The organism is Micromonospora peucetia, from assembly GCF_900091625.1.
GTDB lineage: Bacteria > Actinomycetota > Actinomycetes > Mycobacteriales > Micromonosporaceae > Micromonospora > Micromonospora peucetia.
In genome coordinates this window covers 1-20085 of sequence record NZ_FMIC01000002.1, presented here as the reverse complement: position 1 = coordinate 20085, position 20085 = coordinate 1, and the positions used below count along the sequence as shown (strand labels likewise).

The following is a 20085-nucleotide window of genomic DNA, read 5'->3' as shown; positions in this document are numbered from 1 at the left end:
TGGCCGGATGGTGGCGGCTACGGCACCATCCGGTGGTGGCCTCAGAGGATTCGGCGCCCGGGTTTGCCTCGCCGGCTGGCAACGATCACACTCCCGTACACGGCGAGCGCCACCGCCAGCAGCGGGCAGCCGACCACCGGTTCCAACACGCACACAACGAATGAGGCCATCACTGCGGTAACTAGGATGGTGGTGGCGACCAGCGGGTTGATGCCGCTGCGGCGGGGCCGGGTCCGCCGATACCCTGCTCTCGGAGGCTGCTGCGGCAACGGCGTTTCCGGCCGATGCCATGATGCCTGAGGTGGCGGTGGGTGGTATCGCTCGTGGGGTTGCGGTGGCGGCCAACCGCCGCACCGTCTACTTCCGCTATTTCAAGCTCGTCTTCAACCACGGACTTCAGCACGGACGCGTGGACACCACCGACGACCAGTCGGCCGTCGCGATCTGGTACACCCGCGACCAGGTTCCACTGGTGGAATCGACCGGCCACTACTACGAGGTGGAACGGGCCACCGGCAGGTACGCCCCGAGGTTCCTGCTGCTCGACGCCATCTTCGAAACGCACCACCCACATGCTCCACACGACTACCTCGCCTACGTCGCCGTCGACCCACGCCACCAGGGCCGAGGCGTCGGAACGGCGCTGCTCACCAACGCCCACCAGACCCTCGACGCGGCCAACCGGGCGGCGTACCTGGAAGCCAGCAACACCCGCAACAGGGACCTGTACCAGCGCCTCGGCTACCGCCAGGGCGCCCCGATCCACCTGCCCACCGAAGGGCCACTGATCTGGCGGATGTGGCGGGGCCAGCCGACCGACGGCACCCCCGCACCTTTCCCCACTGACCTCCTGCCACACAGGAGTCCCCTGTGAACGGCACTTCCGTGCCGCCCACGAGCGGGTGACCGGCAGCGGCCGGGCCTGTTCTCGTACGTGCTCATCCTCGAACGCGGCAAAGCACGCGCTTGATCATCAAGGGTGCCGATTGCGGCGGGCTCGAAGGCTTGGCCTTCTGCGGGTAGATCGTCTCGTGACGGGCCAGCATCGCGACGAACTCGGCGATCTTTCGCTCGCGTGTCTGAGCCCGCTTGACGGAGCCGACGCGGTGGATGAAAGCGTAGCGGTTGGTCTTGGTGAGTACGTCGAACATGGCCTGGACGGCGGGGTCGGCGGCGACCGCGGCAAGGAGGTCGGCCGGCACCTCAGCTTCCGACGGCGGAGCGTAGGCAGCCGCCCACCGCCCGTCCGCCCTCGCAGCTTCCACTGCGGCGCGGCCCGAGAGCAGCATGCGCCCCTGCGTCTCCAACCGGGCCACGTGGGCGACGTTGCGCTGTGACCAGGAACTGCGGTGCCGGCGCGGGGTGAACCGGATCCAAGAGGTCTCCTGATCCCGCTTGCGGGCCTGCCCGTCGATCCAACCGAAGCACAATGCCTCGTCAACCGCCTGTTGCCAGGTCATCGCGCCTCGACCGCCTCGCCGTGCTTGCCATCAGCCGGGATGTCGTCCCTGGCGGGACGGGGTAGCCAGCGGAGTGCTATGAGGCCGAGTACGAGGTGCAACAAACTGGCTGTAGCTGCGACCACGTGCATGCCGGTGAGGAAGGCTGACTTGGCGTCGGTGATCAACGTTTGTGTCAGGCCGGTGAGCTGAAGCGTTTCGTCCAGGGTCGGCGCGAGGTCGGGCCCTTGGAGCCGGAACAGCAGTGCTGCCAGAGAGCCGAGCAGTGCAATGCCCAGGGCGTTACCGACCTCGTTGCTGGTCTCGGCGATCGCGCCTGCTGAGCCTGCTCGCTCGGACGGGACCGCGCCGACGGCGGTGTCAGCGACGACTGCGAAGGAGATGCCATAGCCGATGCCAGCGATCGCAGTGGAAGCGACGTACCAGCCGATCCCGCCAGTGATGGTGGTGGGCAAGAGCAGGAGCAGCCCGGTGGCGATGGAGAAGTGGCAGACAAGCAGCGCGGAGCGTTTCCCGACGCGATCGACCACCACAGGGGTGATGATGCAAGTCGTGATGAGCACAACGGCTCCCGGTAACGCCAGCAAGGCAGCCTGCAGGACCGGAATGTCAAGGACGGACTGCAAGTAGATGCCAGCCAGGTAGGCGGCTGCTGACCACGCGGCCAACGGTAGAAGCCCGGTGATCACCGCGATGGTGAAGACTCGATCCCGGAAGAGAGAGAAGTCGATGAGTGGATGGTCCAGGTGTCGTTGACGGACGCCGAACCATGCCAGCACGGCGACCCCCATGAGCCCGGCGAGCGCCGCCGATACGGAGAGGCCCTCGGCGGCAGCGTGCTTGAGCCCGTAGATCGCTAGCAGCAGACCGACCGCAGAGGTCACGACACTCATCGGGTCGACTCGACCGGGGCGGGTGGTTTGCACCTCGCTGAGCAACATGGGTGCGAAACACAGGAACAGCGCGATCAAGGGAAGGTTGATCAAGAACACCGATCCCCACCAGAAGCGTTCCAGCAGCACGCCACCGATGGCCGGCCCGATTGCGAATCCCGCGGCGAAGGCCGCAGCGAAGATGCCGATGGCCTGGGCCCGACGCTTCGGGTCGGTGAACAGCTCACTGAGCACCGCCAAGGCGGACGGAAGCAAGGTGGCGCCGGCGATCCCCATCACGGCACGGGCGGCGATGAGTAGCGCCGGTGTGGGCGCGAACGCGGCGGCGGCCGAACCGATGCCGAAGAAGACCGCGCCGATCATGAGCAGCTTGAGTCGCCCGTAGCGGTCGCCGATATTTCCGAATGCGATAAGCAGGGAGCCGACCGAGAAGCCGTAGACATCCAGGATCCACAGCGCTTGGTCAGCGCTGGGATTGAGAGCCTGACTGACCCGTGGCATTGCGAGGAACAAGATGGACCCGTCCATCGAGACCAAGAGCACCGGGCCGAGGACGACCAGCAGACCGAGCCAAGCTCGGACGTTGGTCGTGCGTGAGGTGTGTTGCGTCATGCCGGCAACGCTCCAGCGCAGAGCCGGGAGCAGCTAGCCACCTGGTGTGGGTACACCTGTCAACGGCCAATCAGATCTCCCCGTAGGCGGCCAGTAGTTTTCCCCGCTGGCGGCCATGGTTTCTCCCCAGTGGCGGCCAGATAGTTCCCCGCCTGTGGGGTGGTGCTGGGGTCAGTGCAAGGCTTTGACGCCCTGTCCGGCGGTGGCTTGGTTGAACCGGTAGCTGTCACCCTGGGTCACGACGACGTGGGCGTGGTGCAGGAGTCGGTCGACGGTGGCGGTGGCCAGGGTCTTGGGCATGATCTCGTCGAAACCGGACGGGTGCAGGTTCGAGCTGACCGCGAGGCTGCGGCGTTCGTAGGCGGCGTCGACGAGGCGGTAGAACCCTTCGGCGGCGTCCGGGGAGACCGGTAGCAGGCCGATGTCGTCGATGATGATCAGGTCGGTGCGGATCAGTCTGGCCATGGCTCGGGCGACGGAGTCGTCGGGGCGGTGGCGGCGGACCATGACGCCGAGGTCTTCGATGGTGAACCAGGCGACGGTCATGCCGGCCTCGACGGCGGCTTGGCCGAGGGCTTCGCAGAAGTGGCTCTTGCCGGTGCCGGACGGGCCGCAGATGGACAGGTTCTCCTTGCGCTGCACCCATTCCAGGCTGCGCAGGGCGTCCTGGGTCGGCCGCGGGATCGAGGAGGCCTGCTCGTCCCAGTCGCCGAAGGTTTTGCCGGCGGGGAACGCGGCGCGTTTGCGCCGGGTGCGCAGGTTGGCCTGGTCCCGGCCGGCTGCCTCCTCCGCGAGGAGGACCCGCACGACTTCGGCCGGGTCCCAGCGTTGCGCTTTCGCGGTGGGGATGAGGTCGGCCATGGCCCGGCGCAGGTGCGGCAGTTTCAGCCGGCGGGTGAGCTCGATCGCTTCGGTCAGCGGGTCACCGGCTGCGCCGGTGACCCGCAACGGGGTGATGGTCACTGTTCTCCAGTCGTCGTGCCGAAGGTTGACCAGGCAGAGGTGCCTGGTTGCAGGCTGTGGGTTTCGCTGGCCCGAGTGGGTGGGGTGTCGTCGTCGCGTTGGTGGGCCAGGATGCGGATCAGGTCGTTGTCGGCGAACCTGCCCGCCAAAGCGGCGGTGCCGAGGGCCCGGTCGACGTGGTCGACGCCGTGCAGCTTCGCGAGAGCGACGGCTTCGGCCATCTTGCGGCGCACCCCGCGGACCCCGGCGGCTGCGGCCTCGACCAGCCACGCGGCGGCGCCGGGGCCGAGAGCCAGGAACGCGGCCTCGTCGGCGGTGCGGGCCCGCGGCACCCGATCGGCGGTGTCGGACTGGCGTGATCGGGGCGGGTAGTGCTCGTCGAGGATCGACGGGCGGCCCGGCTGGGCCCGCTGGTGGCGGGCGACCTCGGCCGGCCCGTCCTCGCTGACGGCGGTGACGATGAGTTCGTCGCCGTGGAACCGGGCCCAGACCCGGGTGTCGACCAGGTGGTGCGGGACCGAGTAGCGGACTCCGTCGACGGAGATGGTGCAGTCCCAGTTCACTCGGCGGGTGGTGCCGAACGCGACGGTGAACGGCTGCGCCGGCAGCGGATGCAGCCGGTCGCGTTCGTCCAGGAGGGCTTCGGCCGGGCGGCGTCGGGTGTCGCGGTGGATGCGGGCGTTGACCTCGTCGGTGAAGTCGCGGCAGGCCGCCTCCAGTTCCGCGAACGTGCGGTACTGGCCGAGCAGGTTCGCGCTGGTCGGGACCAGGTCCGCCTTGGCGATCTTCACGGTGTTCTCGGCGCCGCCCTTGGACTGCGGGTCCGCCGGCACGCAAGTGCGGATCGTCATCCCGTAATGCCGGGCCACCTGCACGATCTCCGGATTACGCACGGCGATGTCCGCGACGTGCTCCACCGTGATCGTCTTCTCGTTGTCGGTCAACACATAGGCCGGCACCCCACCCAGGCGCCGCAGGGTGGCATCCAGGCAGGCCACGACCGTCGGCAGGGTCTTGTCCAGCACCGGGATCACGACCCGGAACCGGGACCAGGGCAGCCACGCGCACCACAACGTGGTCCGCCGGCCGCCGATGCGTGGGCCTTCGCCCCAGTCGAACTGAAGCCACAAACCGGGCTCGGGGATCCACGGGCGGAACACCCGTCGCTGCCCGGCCTGCCAGGACTTCTTCACCGCCGCGACCGCCCGGCGGGTGGTGCGCTCTCCGCCGGCGAAGCCCATCGTGGTGATCCGCCGGTGCACCACATCGGCGCGGACCCGGCCACCCGAGCGGGCCACCAACTCCTCGATCTTGTCCATGAACTCGTCGATCGGCCGAGCCCGCTGGGTCCGCTCCTCGGGGCTGCGTCCCTCGGCCCGCAACTTCACATACCGGGCCACGGTGTGGTGATCACACCCGGCCAGCTCGGCCGCCGCACGGTAACTACCCGTGAGGTCGTATGCCTCCAAAATTTCCACGATCTCCCTGCCGCGTTTCACGCCGCCGACCCTCGCCGACCAGCGTCTCGTCATGATCAGCGGGGAGGTATCTGGCCGTCCACGGGGAGAACCCTGGCCATCAGCGGGGCGGTAAATGGCCGCCTATGGGGATCTTTCACTGGCCGCCGACATACACCCAGCAGGTACACCCAGCCATCCGCGACGGGCGCCTAGTCTCGATGTCATGGAGAGCCTCGGAGCATTCTTGAAGAGCCGCCGCGACCGGGTCACCCCAGACGAGATCGGGCTACGCACCTACGGGAGCGCCCGCCGAGTTCCGGGGCTGCGCCGCGAGGAGCTCGCCCACCTGGCAGGGGTCAGCGCTGGCTACTACACGCGGCTGGAGCAGGGCCAGGCGGAGACGGCCTCCGAACAGGTTCTCGACGCCCTCGCACGAGTTCTGGAACTGGACGACGTGGAGGTCGTACACCTTCACAATCTCGCCCGCCAGCCCTCCCGGTCCGGCCTCGCCGAACCACCAGTCGAGCAGCCCCACCGGCGCGTCCTCGCGCTGCTCGAATCACTGGCCGAGGCGACGCCGGCGATCGTGCTGGGCCGCCGCGGCGACGTCCTCGCCTGGAACCGCACCGGACACGCGCTGCTCGCCGAGCACGTCGACTTCGAGGCGCCCCGTGACCCGGGCTGTCGTCCCTCGATCCCGAGGATGTTCTTCCTCGACGCTCTCACCAGGGATCTGCACCGCAATTGGGACGAACTCGCCCGGGTCCACGTCGCCTACTTGCGTCTCACCGCCGGACGGTTCCCGACCGACGCGCGCCTAGCGAACCTCATCGGTGAACTCACCATGCGCAGCGACCAGTTCGCCTCCCTGTGGGCAACCGGTGAAGTCGCCGACTGCACCACCGGCGACATGCATCTCCAACACCCCACGGTCGGTGCGGCGAGCATCGCCTACCAAGTCTGGCTACAGCCCGACAGCCCCGATCACCGCCTCGAGATCTACACCCCAAACGATGCCTCCTCGGCAGACGCACTACGGATCCTCACCCAACGCGCTTTCGGAGAAGACGATCCGAGCATCAGGGCGCCCGAGGGGCCTGCGGCTGGTCGCGATCGATCCGTCAACAACCCCCTGCCCCGCAACAGCTAGTAGTCCGAGACCTCGACGATCAGGTGGCTGGTTCCATCTCCAGCAGGCCGTCGCCTGGTTGCCGGGCGGCGAAGGCCTCCGCGCTCAGCAGCACGACCCGAGTGTTGTCGCTGTTCGGACACCAGTGATCGGGCGCTGACGTCACCTTCGGTGCCGCGCGCTTTGCGGCAAATCCGCGCACTCACCTCAGACCCGTTCGTCGGCGTCACGTCAGCGTCGCAGCCTTGGTGGGCGGGCGGGTTCAGGCACCGAGCAGGATTCAGTTGGGTCGTCAGTGAGCTCGTAGAACGTGCTCAAGCCGCTGTTCGAGTCGGCTGCGAGCGAGGTCGTCACTGATGTCCAGTCCGGAGTCGCGCCATGGCTGGACGACTTTCGCTGGGTCCGGCAGGTAGCCGACAATGTCCATGACGTTCCAGTACCGGAACTCGTCCTCGTCGTGCCGGCCATCGACCCGGCGACGGTACGCGTTCGTGAATCTGGCCCCAGCCTCAATGCCGTGCAACATGGCCAGATAGGTCGCGGCGTGTGCGACGTCCAGGGTCGCCGGTCCCCACGATGTCTCGACCCAGTCCACTACGCCGCTGATACGCCCGTGCGACCACAGTAGATTTCCCGGATGAAAGTCTCGGTGCAGAAACGTACCGGCATAGGCCGGCACGGGTTGTTCCAGCAGCTCGAACGCCTGATGCCATAGCTGTCGCCGCTGCGCCCACGGTGGCATGACTCGTTTGCCCGGCGCAGCCCACGACTGGTACTGCCGTGGCCTGTCCTGCCCAGGAGCGAATTGATGGATGCTAACGAGAACCTGCGCCATTGCCTCCAGGATGCCGTCCGCGGCAGAGGTCAAGCAAAGCCGCCCGGGCAGCCAGGACATGAGGTGTGCCGGTGCCCCGGCGGTCTCCCCGGACAGATCCAGGGCGATACTTCGAGGCACCGGGATCGATGACCGTTGCAGTTGCCGCTGGACAGCCGCCTCTCTGGAAAGCAGTCCGGCAGCGTGTCGACGCCACGGCTCCTTCGTCACCAGCCGGAGTACAGCCTGTTCACCGTCGTGTCCGGTCAGGCCCAGCATGGTGGACGTCCAACCACCCGTGAGACGCCGCACCCTGGTGATCCGACGCTGCCAGGTCGACTCAACCCAGCGAATCTCAACCTCGGTCGCACTGCCCACGGGTACCACTCTGTCATCGGCACGACCGTGCACCGGACACAGCCGCTCACATGACGCGTACCTCAACGCCCTGTCGGCGGCAAATGAGTGTGTGCTCGGGGTATCGCACCGCGGTCGGCGGCAGATGAGCGCGCCCGCTAGTGGCGCCGTTCGGCCGGCCAGGACCCGAGGCGGGGTATTTCTTGACTCTCGACCCGGTGGAGGGCTGACCCTTCCTGGGTGACGTATGAAAAGCGCGACCAACGATCAGTCCCTCTCGCGATTGACCTGGAGATGCTGCGGCCGGTACTGCGCGACGGCTGGGGAGCGGATACCTGCGACCCGCACGATGTGCAGGATTGGCACGCCAGCAACGCAGCCCGTGGCCAATGCGGGGTGACTGCCTTGATCATTCAGGACCTGCTCGGCGGAGAGCTGATCCTCGGCGAGGTCCTCGCCGGAGACGTCAAGGTCGGCTACCACTACTGGAATCGATTGGCCGACGGCCGCGAGGTCGACCTGACAGCTGACCAGTTCCAGCCACCGGAAGTCGTTGTCGGCGGTCAAGTCCAGCAACGCCCGCCGGGCCCACCTCGGCGATGCCGCCAGCAGTACGAGATCCTGCGGGACCGCGTCTTCACAGCCCTCTACGGTGCCGTTGTGCTCGAAGAGGGCTGCCGGGTCGGGACCGACTGTGCGACTCACAGCCAGGTCAGGACACCGGCAGGTTGAACCTCCGTCCCATCCCGAACTCTGGTGCCCCGTCGTCAGTGACCATGGCGAATGCCCCAGCTGGCACACCGCCGAGAGTCGCTACGCCGGAGGCAGCAGCCAGCCGGGCGCTGCCCCGACGGCCAGCGCACACGCCGCGTGGCAGAGCCGGATGTCTGCGCGTGCCCTCTGGCTGGAGCGGGCTTGTCCTACTCCTATGCTCTAATCCCGTCATGCATGTCGTCGTCTGCGGCGCACTCGTGGAGAACGGCGCGGTCCTGCTGGTACACCGCAGCCCGACCCGCCGGGCATACCCGGATCTCTGGATCTGCCCGGGGGCACGTCGAAGCGGGTGAGTCTGAACTACAGGCCCTCGCGCGTGAGATGCACGAGGAGCTAGGGGTTCACATTGTGACGGAGTCCTCGTCACGGTTGGGCGACCTGCATGCCGGCAGTGGCGAGGACGCCGTCCACGTGGGCGTCTGGCAAATCAGAGACTGGGTCGGCTCTCCCACCAACCGTGCACCTGAGGAGCATGACGACATCGCATGGGTCAGGATCAGCGAGCTGGGTGGCCTTCCCCTCGTGTTTGGCGCCCTGCCGGCATTGCTTCGTTCCCTGCCTGAGCCTGACCGGCTGCCTCGTCGCGACGAAGCACGGACAACCGCATCGCCGAGCGGCCCGTAGATCCATCGCTGCTCGGCACTTCCGTCCGGTTGAATCCCCTGCATCCGGTGATCGGCAGGAGCGGACGCTGACCGGTGCACGGTCAGCGGCAGATTCGGATGCCGCGTTTTAGCAGAGTCCACGCTCTATAGAGCCGGCAGCAGACCACGACGCCGCACATACGGTCCCGTATCCCGCTAGACCGCGGCGAGGATCCGCGCCAGCTCTGTGGGCCGCGTCATCATCGGCCAATGTCCGGAGTCGATGTCGACCAGGCCGATGTGCTTGGCCCGGCCCAGCTCGGGTACGTCTCCCGCGGCGATCCACTCCTGCGCCTCGGCAGGTGTGAACTCCGGGCACACCACCACGACCGGAACGTCGAATCGCCGCTCGTCTGTCAGCCGTACGACGCCCCTGGCCACGCCCTCGGGAACCGGGATCGCCGCCGCCGCGAAGGCCTGCCGGGCCTGCTCGTCCAGGTCGGCCGCGTCCGCCCCGTTGAACGGTCTCCAGCCTGGGAACGGCATGACACCGTCGCTGATCTCGAAGAAGTCGGCGTACGGCTGCCCGTCGCCTGAGGGAAACCCGCCGATCAGCACGACCTTGGCCACGCGCCCGGGCCGCGCGTCGGCCGCCATCCAGGCCAGGGTGCAGGCTGCGGAGTGCCCCACCACCACCGACCTGCCGGGACCCGCGTCCACGGCGGCGAGCACCGCGGTCAGTTGATCGGCCAGCGTCGCCGCCATGTTCCCGTCGCCCTGCCCCGGTAGGGCCACCGGCACCGCAAGGCGGCCCCTCTCTTCGAGCTCGCATGCGATGCTGGTCCACACCGACCCGTCGAGCCACAGGCCACCCACGAGCACGATCTGTTCTGCAGTCATGGAATCAACCTAGAGGCGATTCCGGACGTTCTACTTCCGCTACTCTCTCCGCTGTGCGAACCGGTCCGAGCCCCACCGCCCGGGCCCTGCGCGCGCTCGAGATCCTGCAGGCACGTCCCGGCGTTACTGCCGACCAGCTCGCCTCCCTCCTGGGCGTGACAGAGCGGGCCGCGCGCCGCTACGTCGGGATCCTTCGCGAGGCCGGCATCACGGTCGAATCGATCCGCGGGCCGTACGGCGGCTACCGGCTGGGCCGCGGCACCCGGCTACCGCCGGTCGTCTTCACCCAGGAGCAGGCGCTCGGCTTGGTCATGGCCGTGCTCGACGGGCAGCCGGCCGCGATCGACGCCGACGACCTGATCGGCTCGGCACTCAGCAAGGTCATCCGGGCTCTCCCCGACAGCGTCGGACGGCAGGCGGCGGCGCTGCGGGCGTACGCCTCGGCCACCCCTGACCGACATTCGGCCCGTCCTGACGCCGCCACCACAAGCGCCCTGGTCGCCGCCGTCGCCGACCGGCGCCGCGTCCTGGTCACCTATCGAGGCAAGAGCGGCGAGGAGTGGGACGCCGAGGTCGACCCGTGGGCGGTCGTGGTGCGGTACGGGCGCTGGTATCTGCTGTGCCACTCGTACCGCGCGGACGCGATCCGCACGTACCGTATCGACCGGGTTCGGGCCGTGCGGCATCTGCCGCACGGCTTCACACCGCCCGACGACCTGGATCCGGTTGCCGCACTTGAGGAAAACCTCGGCGCAGGATGGAAGTACCGCACCCGCGTGCGGTTCCACGCGTCGTGGGAAAAGGTGGCACCGTGGATCCGGCCACCGATGGGCCGCCTCGAGCCGGACGGCGACCGGTGCGTACTGGTCGGCAGCACCCGAAACCCGGCGATGTACGCCCAGGAGTGGCTGGCCGTTGTCCCCTTCGACTTCTCTGTGGAAGAAGGCCCCGAACTCCATGCCGCCGTGGCCACGGTCGCGGCCCGCTTCAGCGCAGCACTCTCGCCTTCGCCGCCCGAGACCCGGCCCGGCGACTAGCGCCGACGACATCCGATGGCTGCCGGCAAGCCGCCGGCTGGACCTGTGCATTGTCAACGACACGGTTGCGCGTTGCCCTCCGTCGGCCGGCTGCGCTCCACGACGCGCGGGCTGCGGCAGATCCGTGCCTGGGTTCCATGTGTCATCGACCCTGGCCGAACTGGCCGCGGTAACGTCCGGGGCCGACAGCATCAGAAAGTTGCAGGCGTGGCTCGCCACGATCGCGCGATAACCATCAATGCGGGGAGCAGGCCCATCGACGCCTCTGACACGATCATCCTGTGGCGGCCCACCGGGCAGGCCGAACTCGACCTTGTCGCGGCGTCCGGATGGCGGGCTTGGCCACCCCGCCTGCCGGACCAGCCGATCTTCTATCCGGTACTCAACCGCTGGTACGCCACAAAGATCGCCCGCGAGTGGAACGTTCCTGCCGGTGGCGTCGGCTACGTGACCCGGTTCGAGGTCCAGCGTGCGTACCTGGACCGTTACGAGGTTCATCAGGTCGGTGGCCGCGACGTGCTGGAGTACTGGATCCCCGCAGAGGAGCTTGCCGACCTCAACGCCCACATCGTCGGCGCGATCATCGAGGAAGCCGACTACCGCGGTCCCGTGGGCGACCAGGAGTTCACCGACGCCCACCACGCGCTGGGCAGAGCGCTACCGGCCGCGTGGCGGGCCTACCTGCAAGGTGCGTCGTGGTTCCGGCGAGGGTGGATGACAGGCGGAGCCTATGTTTGGCTCAACACGCCACGCGAGATGCTTGAGCTGCACCACGCATGGGACGAGAGCACCGACGCGCACCCCGGCATCGCGATCATCGGCGGTGACGGATCCCGTGAACAGCTCGTGCTCGACCTGCGCAGCGACCCCGCACCGGTACTGCTGGTCGACATCACCAGCAGCGGATGGGACAACGCCATCCGACAAGCCGATGATGTCGGCGAACTCATCGACCGCATCGAGGCGGGCACCTTCGCGTTCGACTTCGAGGATTAGCGGACATCGGCGAGCGGTCCAACGCGCACCCCGCGGCCATGAGCGTGCACTGCGAAGCGATCTCGGAGGAGGGGGTGGGAGTTCGCGGTCCTCGTCAGCGCGGCTGCGTTGGTGGTTGCTCGCCGGTCCAGCTTTGCCTCAGGCGGTCGATCAGGCCGATGAAGACAGAGAAGGCGTGGTCGACGCGTTCGCGGTCGTTGGTAGCCAGGAGATCGAGTTGCAGGCCGCGTGCCTGGGCCACGATCATCGATGCGACCATGGGCGCTTGCTCGCCGGGGCATCCTTCTGCCAAGACTAGCCGCTGTACGAGCCCAAGCGCGTCGTGCATTGCTTGCTGAAGGAAACGCTCGTAGCGCTCCGGCTCTCGTGTGGCCTGAGCGTAGACCTCGAACAACAAGCGATAGACCGGCAGGCGGTCTGCGGTCATCGACCGCCGCCACCACGAGCCGAGGTCGGCCAGGCTGCCGGATGAGTCGGCCAGGCCGGCCGCGTCGGCCAACCGCTGGCGAAGCACATCGGTCACCTCGATGAGGAGGGCCTCCTTTGTGCCGAAGTGGTGCAGCAGAGCCCCGTGGCTGACCCCTACTGCCTCGGCCAACGGCCGCATCGCCAGATTCGCTAACCCATGCGCGAGAACGTAGTTGACCACGGCATCGAGCAGTTCGGGCCGCCGGTGCTGGTAACGCAGACGCCTGCCGTCTACGTGCTGCGCGCTCATTCGTCTCAGGGTACCCACCCCCAAAGTAGCTTGACCATACGGTCAGGCTACTTCTAGCGTGGTCGACATGACTCCTGAGATCACCCGCCTGCACCACATCGGTCACGTGGTCCGCGATATGACCGCCGCGCTCAAGCTGTATCGACGGCTAGGGTTCGCGCTGCCCACGCCGAGTTATCCCGCGATCGTGCCGCAGGACGGAGGCACACTCGAGCCGTTCGGCGCAGCCAACACCCACGCCGACTTTCCTCAGGACTTCGTCGAACTGGTGACCGTCGTCAACGTCGACGGCGTAGGTAGTCGAGTGCCTGCCGACGCGCGACTGGTCCCGCTGAACGCCCCGCCCAGCGTGCTGCCATCGCTGATGGAGCGGATCAACGCCACCAGCGCGAACCTGTCCGACTGCCTGGACCGGTACGAGGGCCTGCACATCCTGATGCTGTCCTCGTCCGATATCGAGGCGACGGCAGCTCGTCTAACGAACTCCGGGATAAAGCACGGCGGGGTCAACACCGTGCGACGCCCAGTAGGCCCCCGAGTCGAAACAGTCCGATATCTGGAGATCGACGGCGTCCAACCTGGCGTGGAGGCAGAAGGCAGGATCGGCGTCGCCGCGGATCTGGATCCCGGAATCCAGAGCTCCCGCGCGGCCGACCATCCCAACGGCGCCTTCGGTCTCGTCGACGCTACGCTCGGCATCGCCGACTCTGGGTTGGACGCTGTCCGGACACGCTACGAGGCTTACCTTGACCGCACACCCAGGGCCAACGGGCGTGGGTATGTGTTCGATCTAGGCGCGGCAACACTGACCCTGGTGCAGGCATCCCGCCTCGCCGAGGCTCTGCCCGGACAGCAACCACCGGCACTGCCCGCCCTCGTTGCCTACACGGTCGAAGTCCGCGACCTAGCCGCGACGAAGGACCTCCTCCAAACCAATAAGGTTCCGCTCTGTCGAGCAGCATCCGGAGAGCTTTTCGTACCAGCCACCGCCGCGATCGGAACGGTGATCGCCTTCCGTTAAACCGACAGAAAACCCTACATCGTCCGGAAAACCAACGCACTCAACTCGGTAGATCAGGATGCCTGCTCGGCTCAAGATCAGCTACTGAGCGTGACCACAACCGCGATCAGTGTGCGCGCACGGACGGCGGCAGATCCGGATATTCGCGCTCGGTTGCCGCGGCTGGGCCATCCTGTTGGCCGCCGGGCCGGACCCCTGATGCTGTCTGGATGCTCGCCAGATCGTTACGCCGGTTCGACGGGCAGCCAGAGTTCACAGGTCGCGGTGCTGAAGTCGTTCGTAGGCTCAAGCGCCGCGACGATCTCCGGACCTGGCCGCAGACGCCACGGGTTGGACGGGAACCACGCGGCTGCGGCCGTGGCCCAGGCCTTCTGCAGGGTCTGCGGATGCGGGCCCGTGGTCCGGATGATCAACCATCTGCCGGCCGGAACTTCGATGATGTCGAGGCCGTCGGGGACCGGCGTACCGGGGATACGGCGACCCCGTGAAGGTAGGTCAGCTCGCTGCCCTCGGCGTAGTCGGGGTCAAGGTCGTCGCTGACCGCGAGCAGGCCGCTCGGCTCAGTGTTGCCGAGAGCCTTCAAGCGCAGGTGCTCCTCGGTCGGCAGTGCGGTGATGTGCCGCTGGATGTGCGGGTTGATGCCTTGATGGACCAGCCGGACGCGGGCCGCGTGCCCCACGAGCCGGAACTCGGGATGGTCGACGATGCGGGCGTCCACGTGTTCGCTCCCTTCGACGGTCAGACGGAGTCGAGATCATCAAGCCTCTGTCCGACGTCAACCTTGGTCGCAGCGCACCGGGCAGCGCCCGACAAAAGCGGCGCGGAAAATGTCGGGTGATCGAGACCGGCGCCGCCGCACGATGGGGGCATGGATGACACGACCTTGGTATCCCGCTTTCTTCGCGACGGCTTCGTGAAGCTGGAGGGCGCCGTCGCGCCGCGCGTGGCAGCGGACTGCGCGCGGCTGCTGTGGCGGGAGACGGGCTGCGACCCGGACGATCCAGCGACGTGGACGCAGCCCGTGCACTGGGTGCCCGGCATGGCGCAGGGGCCGTTCGTCGCCGCTCCCAACTCCCCGTTCCTCCATCACGCGTACGACCTGCTCGTCGGCGCGGGCCGCTGGGAGCCGCGCTACTCGCTGGGCACATTCCCGCTGCGCTTCCCGCACGAAGAGGAGCCGAACGACGCGGGCTGGCACATCGAGGGCAGCTATCTGCCGGAGGGCGAGAGCTGGTACTTCACCAATGTGCGCTCCCGGGGCCGGGCACTGCTGATGCTGTTCCTGTTCAGTGAGGTCGGTGAGAAGGACGCCCCGACCCGGATCAGGGTCGGCTCACACCTCGACGTGCCGAAGGTGCTGGAGAAGTACGGGGAGGACGGAGCGAGCGGACTGGCCCTTGCGCCCGACCTGGTGGCGGCGTCCGAACACCGGCCGCTCGCCCTCGCCACCGGATCTCCGGGCGACGTCTTCCTGTGCCACCCATTCCTGGTGCACGCGGCGCAACCGCACCACGGAACGCGGCCTCGCTTTATGGCCCAACCGCCGCTGATGCCAGCCGCACCGTACGAACTGGAGCGGGCCGACGGGGCATACTCACCCGTAGAGATCGCGATCCGTCAGGGTCTCGGACAGGACGCCCTCGGTCCGGACGGAGACGGCACCGACCGCGGCGCCGGGGCGACAAGCCCCGTCCGTTCCTGAGCGCCTGGCCGAAGGCCTTGTCGGAAACCTCGGGAGCCAGAGCCGGGTGAAGTGTGGCAGGCAGGGCATGGGCGGGCTACGTGCGACGGAGGCGGTGGCAGTGGTTCTGCGAGTGAGTGGCCGCAATGCGCGGTCCAGCAGTGGAAAGCTCTCCTCGGCAATCGGACCAAGCGGCAGCGACCGCGGCGAGTTCCTCGTGCAGGGCGTGCGTCCGATCACCATGGCCGTCGAACACGGCTGGCAGATCCGGGAGCTGCTCTACGACACCAGCGCGCAGCTGTCCAGCTGGGCACGCGAGGCCCGGACACAGTCCGGGCCGAGAAGTTCGCCGTCTCGCGTGAACTGATGCACGAACTGGGAGGTAAGGCAGACACGGTTCCAGAGCTGCTGGCCGTGGTCGCGCTGCGGGAGGACAACCTGCGCCGATCCCGGTCGGTCCGACCATGCTCACCGTCGTGTTCGATCGGCCCACCAGCCCCGGCAATATCGGGACCTCGTTCGGTCGGCGGACGCCTTCGGCGCCGGCGGCGTCATCGTCACCGGGCCACGCCGCCGACGTGTACGACCCGAAGCGCGTCCGGGCGAGCACCGGCTCGCTGTTCGCCTTGCCCGGGTCCGGGTGCCCTCCCACCAGGCCGTTCTATCCTGGGTCGCTGACGTCCGCGCCGACGGCACGGCATGAGCATCATGGGAACAGATGAGTACGGCATCCTGGACGCCGCCGAGTACGACTTCACACAACCCACCCTGACGTTGATCGGCAACGAGACCACCGGCCTCAGCTCCGGGTGGCGCGAGGCATGCGACCAACTCGTCCGGATCCCATGTTCGGGTCCGCCAGCTCCCTGAACGCGGCGACCGCCGCGACTGTCGTGCTGGTACGAATCGGCACGCCACGGGCCGCCACCGCCCGGCGGTAGCGCACTGATCGCAGGCGGTCGCCCGGCGGCTATCCGCCACCATCGCGCTACCTGCCCCGCGGCGCCCGTTTGCGGACAGGCGCCGCAGCCGGACACCACACGAGCGCGGGCGGACGTCGTCCTCGCCGTGATCGTGCCGGGCGGACCCGGCGACCGCCCGAATGCCGGTCTTGGTGCCGTACGCGCATCGGGCCAATCGACGACCGGCAGAGCGGGAAGTCCGAGCCTGGGCGCGACGACCTCGTTCGCCTCGGCCATCCAGGTACTCGCCCAGACCAGGTCGCCGGGCAGGCCGAGCAGACGCTTCCCGTCACCGGGGTCGAGTCGTTCCAGGAGCGGGTTGCCGGAGTGGTCGGGAGCGGCGCTCGCGCCAACGCTCGAACGGCGATCCGCGCCAGTCGGACGGATCCGGAACGGAAGGAGCACACCATCGATGTCGACAAAGATCGGCGGACGCGTGCCGACGGCAAGCACGCCCGAACCGTACCGCTGATCGGCACTGCAACTCCCGCCGCAGGCGAGACGTCAATCCGTCTCTGCTCGGATCGCCGACAGCATGACGTCACGGGCCGGCACGGGTGAGTCCTCGGTGATGCGGGTGAGCCCGGCGAGCCCGACCCCAAGCATGAGGATCCGCCAGGCGGCCGTTCGCGCACGCGCGGCGTCGGAGTCCCCGGCCAAGACGGAGGCGAGGACGTCGGTCAGCCGGGTGAGCGTCTCGACGTAGCTCTTCGCGACGAGGGGACGCTGCTGCGCGTGTGCGTTCGCCTCGGCCCACCGCGCGAGTGCGTGCCCGTCCCCGTCGGTACTGACGAGGTCGGCGAAGAAGAGCACGAGCGCGTCGTACGCATCGAGGCCGTCGATTTCGTGCTCGTATTCATCGATCTGCTGCGCGGCGTAGTGTCGCCAGGCCTCCCCGGCGAGCTCGTCGGTCGACGCGAAGTGGTGGTGGATCTGGCCCTGCGACCCACCAAGCTCGTCCGCCACGACTCTGGCCGTCACCGCACTCAAGCCATCGCGCTCGACGACGGTGGCCGCCGCCTCCACGATCGAGCGTCGCCGTTCTGCACGCGCCAGGTACGCCATCATCCCCTCCCTCGTACGGTTCGCGGAGTGCTCGACACCGAGCGTAGGAACGAGACGGTACGCACCCCGCAGCCCCTCCCTGCGCGCCTGAATCATCTCGTCGACCGGTGGGTCGAGCGGCCCGAGGACGGGGCGCGCTGTGCACCTTCGTGACGCAGTCGAGGTCGGTGCACACGAGGATGCCGAGCGTGCTCAGCCGCTGGCGCTTGTCCGCAGAGGGGCGCGTGCGGCGAAGAGGGCGACCTCGTTGAAGCGGCGCATGAAGTGGCACAGCGAGCACATGACCGCTCGCCCGCCGAGCTCAGCCCGGCTCGGACTCTGGCGGAGCATTGCGCCCGACGCCGTACCGTCGATGTCGGTGACCAGGTAGGCGCGCATTGGCGCTCGGGGATCCCGCCACCCGAGGTAGTCGAGCTTGCCCCACGCGATCTCGTCGAACCAGGCCGGCAGACGCACCTTGCTCTCGACCACGTCCAGGTTCGCGATCGCACCCCGCACCTCGTCCCGACTCATGGCCCGCACGATGTCATCTCTCGGTCAAATCTGTACATGGATACAAATTGTAAGTCTGTACAAGTCCTCTGTCGAACGGTTTCCGATGCAACCGGCCGTCCGAGCACAGCTTGAAACCACCGGGTCGGTGCCGAGTCGTGCGACGACGGGATCGCCGGTGGGAGCGTGACTTGATCCAACCGGGAAGGTGGTTGCCGCCAGGGCGGGGTTGCGTACGGCCAGGTCAGTGGGCCTGGTGGGGTGAGGTCGCCGGCTGGGGCCGCCGGGTGGGGCGGTGTTTCCAAAACAAGGTCTTGACGAGTCGGGAAGTTTGACATTTGATAAATCCCGCCGATGCAGGAGGTCTCATGTCAGCTCGTACCCGTCTCGTCGCGGCCGTTGCCACAGCGGCTCTCGCCCTCACCGTCGCCGGCTGTGGTGGTTCGGAGGAGGCCGATTCTTCCCCCGATGCCGCCTCCGTCACCTACCTGACCTCCTTCGGGACGTTCGGTCGGGACTCGTACGCCTACGTCGCCCTGGAGAAGGGCTACTTCAAGGAGGCCGGGCTCAACGTCACCATCAAGCCCGGCACCGGCACTGTCGACGTCATGAAGCTGATCGGGTCGGGCAGGCCGACTACGGCACCGGCGACCTCTCCGGGGTCATCACCACGATGGCCAACGAGAAGATGCCGGTGCGCGCGGTGGCCGCCATCCACCAGCGGTCGATGGCCGGCATCGCCTCGCTGGACAAGGCGATCGACTCGCCGGAGAAGCTGCCCGGCGCCAGCATCGCGGACAGCTCCGGCTCCACCCAACATGATCATTTTCCCGGCGTACGCCAAGGCGGCCGGCATCGACCCGAAGTCGGTGAAGTTCGTCCCGTCCTCGCCGCAGTCGCTGCCGCAGCTGCTCGCCGCCGGCTCGGTGGACGCGATCGGCCAGTTCGCCGCCGGCAAGCCGCTGCTGGAGAAGGCGGCCGGTGGCAAGACCGTCACCATGCTGCCGTACGCGGACAAGCTGCCCGACCTGTACGGCAACGGCCTGCTGGTCTCCGCCACGAAGCTGGACAGCGACCGCGCAGAGGTCGAGAAGTTCACGGCGGCGCTGGTCAAGGGCCTGATCTATGCGGTGGAGCACCCCGAGGAAGCCGCCCAGCTGCTCAAGAAGCACGACCGGACGGCCGACGAGAAGGTCGCCGCCGCCGAACTCACCGAGATGCCCGTACGTCCTGGTCGACGGCGGGACCGCCGGGAAGCTCGACCGGGCGCGGGTGGAGGCGATGATCAAGCTGCTCGCCGGCACCGGCACCCTCAAGTCGACGCCGAGCGCCGATGACCTCGGCGTCTACGACATCGCAAAGCCATAACTTCCTCTTCGACGGCGGTGCGCGCGGCTGGTTGCCGCGTCACCGCGAGGGCGAAACCATGATCGGAATTCGTAACGTTTCGCAGATCTACCGCACCCGGCCGGTGACGTGGAGGCCCTGCGTGATGTGTCGCTGGGAGTCGCCGACGGCGAGTTCGTGGCGATCGTCGGGCGCCGGGTGGGGTAAGTCCAGCCTGCTGCGGCTGGTGGCGGGCCTCCAGGAGGCCACCTCGGGCGAGATAACCGTCGCCGGCACCCCCATCCGGGGGCCACGGCGGGACATCGGCTTCATGTTCCAGCGCCCGGCGTTGCTGCCGTGGCGGTCGGTCATCGACAACGTGCTGCTGCCGACCGAGGTGTTCAGGCAGGACCGACGGGACGCCCGTAACCGCGCGCACGAACTGCTCGACCTGGTCGGGCTGAACGGCTTCGAGAAGCGCCTGCCGCACGAACTCTCCGGCGGGATGCAGCAGCGGGTCTCGCTGTGCCGGGCCCTCATCCAGCAGCCGCGGGTGCTGCTGATGGACGAGCCGTTCTCCGCACTCGACGCGCTCACCCGCGCCGACCTCACGGTCGAACTCCAGCGCCTGCAGATGAAGCACGCCTCGACGGTGCTCTTCGTGACGCACTCGGTCGACGGCCGTGCTGCTCGCCGACCGGGTCGTCGTACTCAGCCCGCGACCGGGCCGGCTGCGGCAGATCGTGGACATCGACATCGCTCGTCCGCGTTCGCTGGGACGCGACGGCCACTCGGCCGAACTCGTGCTGCGCGCCCAACTGCACGATCTGCTCATGACCCC

Annotated in this window: 19 protein-coding genes and 6 pseudogenes; 12 read left to right on the top strand and 13 right to left on the bottom strand. The window is 67.9% G+C overall.

Annotation, left to right across the window (positions count from 1 at the left end; all coding sequences use genetic code 11):
- Positions 1 to 292: 292 nt before the first annotated feature.
- A complete protein-coding gene (locus GA0070608_RS00580; protein WP_425413221.1) occupies positions 293 to 874 on the top strand; it encodes a GNAT family N-acetyltransferase in 582 nt (193 codons plus the stop codon).
- A 64-nt stretch (positions 875 to 938) separates the two neighbouring features.
- Here GA0070608_RS00580 and GA0070608_RS00575 read toward each other — a convergent pair.
- From GA0070608_RS00575 to istA, 4 genes and pseudogenes are all read right to left on the bottom strand, one after another.
- Positions 939 to 1460: pseudogene (locus GA0070608_RS00575) on the bottom strand (YdeI/OmpD-associated family protein); the annotation flags it as partial.
- Positions 1457 to 2965 carry an MFS transporter gene (locus GA0070608_RS00570; protein WP_091619725.1) on the bottom strand — a complete coding sequence of 503 codons (1509 nt, stop codon included), beginning with the start codon at positions 2963 to 2965 and terminating at the stop codon, positions 1457 to 1459. The gene GA0070608_RS00570 and the pseudogene GA0070608_RS00575, both read right to left, overlap by 4 nt.
- A gap of 171 nt (positions 2966 to 3136) precedes the next feature.
- Positions 3137 to 3928, bottom strand: a complete 792-nt coding sequence (gene istB, locus GA0070608_RS00565) for an IS21-like element helper ATPase IstB (RefSeq protein WP_088999046.1) — start codon at positions 3926 to 3928, stop codon at positions 3137 to 3139.
- On the bottom strand, positions 3925 to 5427 hold the full coding sequence (istA, locus tag GA0070608_RS00560; protein WP_088999612.1) for an IS21 family transposase: 1503 nt from the start codon (positions 5425 to 5427) through the stop codon (positions 3925 to 3927). The genes istB and istA overlap by 4 nt, the downstream gene beginning before the upstream one ends.
- Before the next feature lie 184 nt (positions 5428 to 5611).
- Between istA and GA0070608_RS00555 the strand changes: the two genes are divergently transcribed.
- Positions 5612 to 6538, top strand: coding sequence for a helix-turn-helix transcriptional regulator (locus GA0070608_RS00555; protein ID WP_091619721.1), 927 nt, complete (start codon positions 5612 to 5614; stop codon positions 6536 to 6538).
- Positions 6539 to 6809: 271 nt separating this feature from the next.
- Here GA0070608_RS00555 and GA0070608_RS00550 read toward each other — a convergent pair whose 3' ends face one another.
- Complete coding sequence (locus GA0070608_RS00550) at positions 6810 to 7643, bottom strand: phosphotransferase family protein (protein WP_266317986.1); 834 nt, start codon at positions 7641 to 7643, stop codon at positions 6810 to 6812.
- Between the two features lie 285 nt (positions 7644 to 7928).
- On the opposite strand from GA0070608_RS00550, the gene GA0070608_RS00545 reads away from it, so the two are divergent.
- Positions 7929 to 8420 carry a YunG family protein gene (locus GA0070608_RS00545; RefSeq protein WP_176733598.1) on the top strand — a complete coding sequence of 164 codons (492 nt, stop codon included), beginning with the start codon at positions 7929 to 7931 and terminating at the stop codon, positions 8418 to 8420.
- A 51-nt stretch (positions 8421 to 8471) separates the two neighbouring features.
- Complete coding sequence (locus GA0070608_RS34110) at positions 8472 to 9086, top strand: NUDIX domain-containing protein (protein WP_342672590.1); 615 nt, start codon at positions 8472 to 8474, stop codon at positions 9084 to 9086.
- A gap of 176 nt (positions 9087 to 9262) precedes the next feature.
- Here the strand turns inward: GA0070608_RS34110 and GA0070608_RS00535 are convergent, their stop codons facing one another.
- Positions 9263 to 9946 carry an alpha/beta fold hydrolase gene (locus GA0070608_RS00535; protein WP_091619715.1) on the bottom strand — a complete coding sequence of 228 codons (684 nt, stop codon included), beginning with the start codon at positions 9944 to 9946 and terminating at the stop codon, positions 9263 to 9265.
- Between the two features lie 53 nt (positions 9947 to 9999).
- Here GA0070608_RS00535 and GA0070608_RS00530 point away from each other — a divergent pair, with 53 nt between their 5' ends.
- Together GA0070608_RS00530 and GA0070608_RS00525 are read left to right on the top strand one after the other, a co-directional pair.
- On the top strand, positions 10000 to 10983 hold the full coding sequence (locus GA0070608_RS00530) for a helix-turn-helix transcriptional regulator (RefSeq protein WP_091619712.1): 984 nt from the start codon (positions 10000 to 10002) through the stop codon (positions 10981 to 10983).
- 255 nt (positions 10984 to 11238) lie between these two features.
- A pseudogene (locus GA0070608_RS00525) lies at positions 11239 to 11586 on the top strand (ADP-ribosylation/crystallin J1); the annotation flags it as partial.
- Positions 11587 to 12073: 487 nt separating this feature from the next.
- Here the strand turns inward: GA0070608_RS00525 and GA0070608_RS00520 are convergent.
- Positions 12074 to 12697: a TetR/AcrR family transcriptional regulator gene (locus GA0070608_RS00520; protein ID WP_091619708.1), complete on the bottom strand. Its 624-nt coding sequence runs from the start codon at positions 12695 to 12697 to the stop codon at positions 12074 to 12076.
- Between the two features lie 67 nt (positions 12698 to 12764).
- Here GA0070608_RS00520 and GA0070608_RS00515 point away from each other — a divergent pair, with 67 nt between their 5' ends.
- Complete coding sequence (locus GA0070608_RS00515) at positions 12765 to 13718, top strand: VOC family protein (protein ID WP_091634008.1); 954 nt, start codon at positions 12765 to 12767, stop codon at positions 13716 to 13718.
- A 224-nt stretch (positions 13719 to 13942) separates the two neighbouring features.
- Here the strand turns inward: GA0070608_RS00515 and GA0070608_RS33200 are convergent, their stop codons facing one another.
- Both GA0070608_RS33200 and GA0070608_RS33195 read right to left on the bottom strand, forming a co-directional pair.
- The gene (locus GA0070608_RS33200; RefSeq protein ID WP_245715646.1) at positions 13943 to 14131 is read right to left on the bottom strand and encodes a GyrI-like domain-containing protein; all 189 of its coding nucleotides are present in this window, start codon (positions 14129 to 14131) and stop codon (positions 13943 to 13945) included.
- On the bottom strand, positions 14128 to 14436 hold the full coding sequence (locus GA0070608_RS33195) for a GyrI-like domain-containing protein (RefSeq protein ID WP_245715645.1): 309 nt from the start codon (positions 14434 to 14436) through the stop codon (positions 14128 to 14130). Before GA0070608_RS33195 ends, GA0070608_RS33200 begins: the two co-directional genes overlap by 4 nt.
- Positions 14437 to 14586: 150 nt before the next feature.
- Here GA0070608_RS33195 and GA0070608_RS00505 point away from each other — a divergent pair, with 150 nt between their 5' ends.
- Together GA0070608_RS00505 and GA0070608_RS00500 are read left to right on the top strand one after the other, a co-directional pair.
- Positions 14587 to 15420, top strand: coding sequence for a phytanoyl-CoA dioxygenase family protein (locus GA0070608_RS00505; protein WP_091619704.1), 834 nt, complete (start codon positions 14587 to 14589; stop codon positions 15418 to 15420).
- A gap of 94 nt (positions 15421 to 15514) precedes the next feature.
- Positions 15515 to 16340, top strand: a pseudogene (locus GA0070608_RS00500) (TrmH family RNA methyltransferase).
- A gap of 183 nt (positions 16341 to 16523) precedes the next feature.
- Here GA0070608_RS00500 and GA0070608_RS33190 read toward each other — a convergent pair.
- The 3 genes and pseudogenes from GA0070608_RS33190 to GA0070608_RS32960 form a co-directional block, all read right to left on the bottom strand.
- A pseudogene (locus tag GA0070608_RS33190) lies at positions 16524 to 16814 on the bottom strand (HAD domain-containing protein); the annotation flags it as partial.
- 51 nt (positions 16815 to 16865) lie between these two features.
- Positions 16866 to 17426, bottom strand: coding sequence for a TetR family transcriptional regulator (locus GA0070608_RS00490; RefSeq protein ID WP_218107476.1), 561 nt, complete (start codon positions 17424 to 17426; stop codon positions 16866 to 16868).
- Between the two features lie 192 nt (positions 17427 to 17618).
- Positions 17619 to 17939 carry an FBP domain-containing protein gene (locus GA0070608_RS32960; protein WP_218107475.1) on the bottom strand — a complete coding sequence of 107 codons (321 nt, stop codon included), beginning with the start codon at positions 17937 to 17939 and terminating at the stop codon, positions 17619 to 17621.
- A gap of 347 nt (positions 17940 to 18286) precedes the next feature.
- Here GA0070608_RS32960 and GA0070608_RS34245 point away from each other — a divergent pair.
- Positions 18287 to 18541, top strand: a pseudogene (locus GA0070608_RS34245) (ABC transporter substrate-binding protein); the annotation flags it as partial.
- 13 nt (positions 18542 to 18554) lie between these two features.
- Here GA0070608_RS34245 and GA0070608_RS33185 read toward each other — a convergent pair.
- The gene (locus tag GA0070608_RS33185) at positions 18555 to 18731 is read right to left on the bottom strand and encodes a hypothetical protein (RefSeq protein ID WP_245715644.1); all 177 of its coding nucleotides are present in this window, start codon (positions 18729 to 18731) and stop codon (positions 18555 to 18557) included.
- A gap of 5 nt (positions 18732 to 18736) precedes the next feature.
- On the opposite strand from GA0070608_RS33185, the gene GA0070608_RS33180 reads away from it, so the two are divergent.
- Together GA0070608_RS33180 and GA0070608_RS00475 are read left to right on the top strand one after the other, a co-directional pair.
- Positions 18737 to 19255 (top strand): ABC transporter substrate-binding protein, encoded by a 519-nt coding sequence (locus GA0070608_RS33180; protein WP_245715643.1) that lies wholly within the window; start codon positions 18737 to 18739, stop codon positions 19253 to 19255.
- 139 nt (positions 19256 to 19394) lie between these two features.
- A pseudogene (locus tag GA0070608_RS00475) lies at positions 19395 to 20085 on the top strand (ABC transporter ATP-binding protein); the annotation flags it as partial.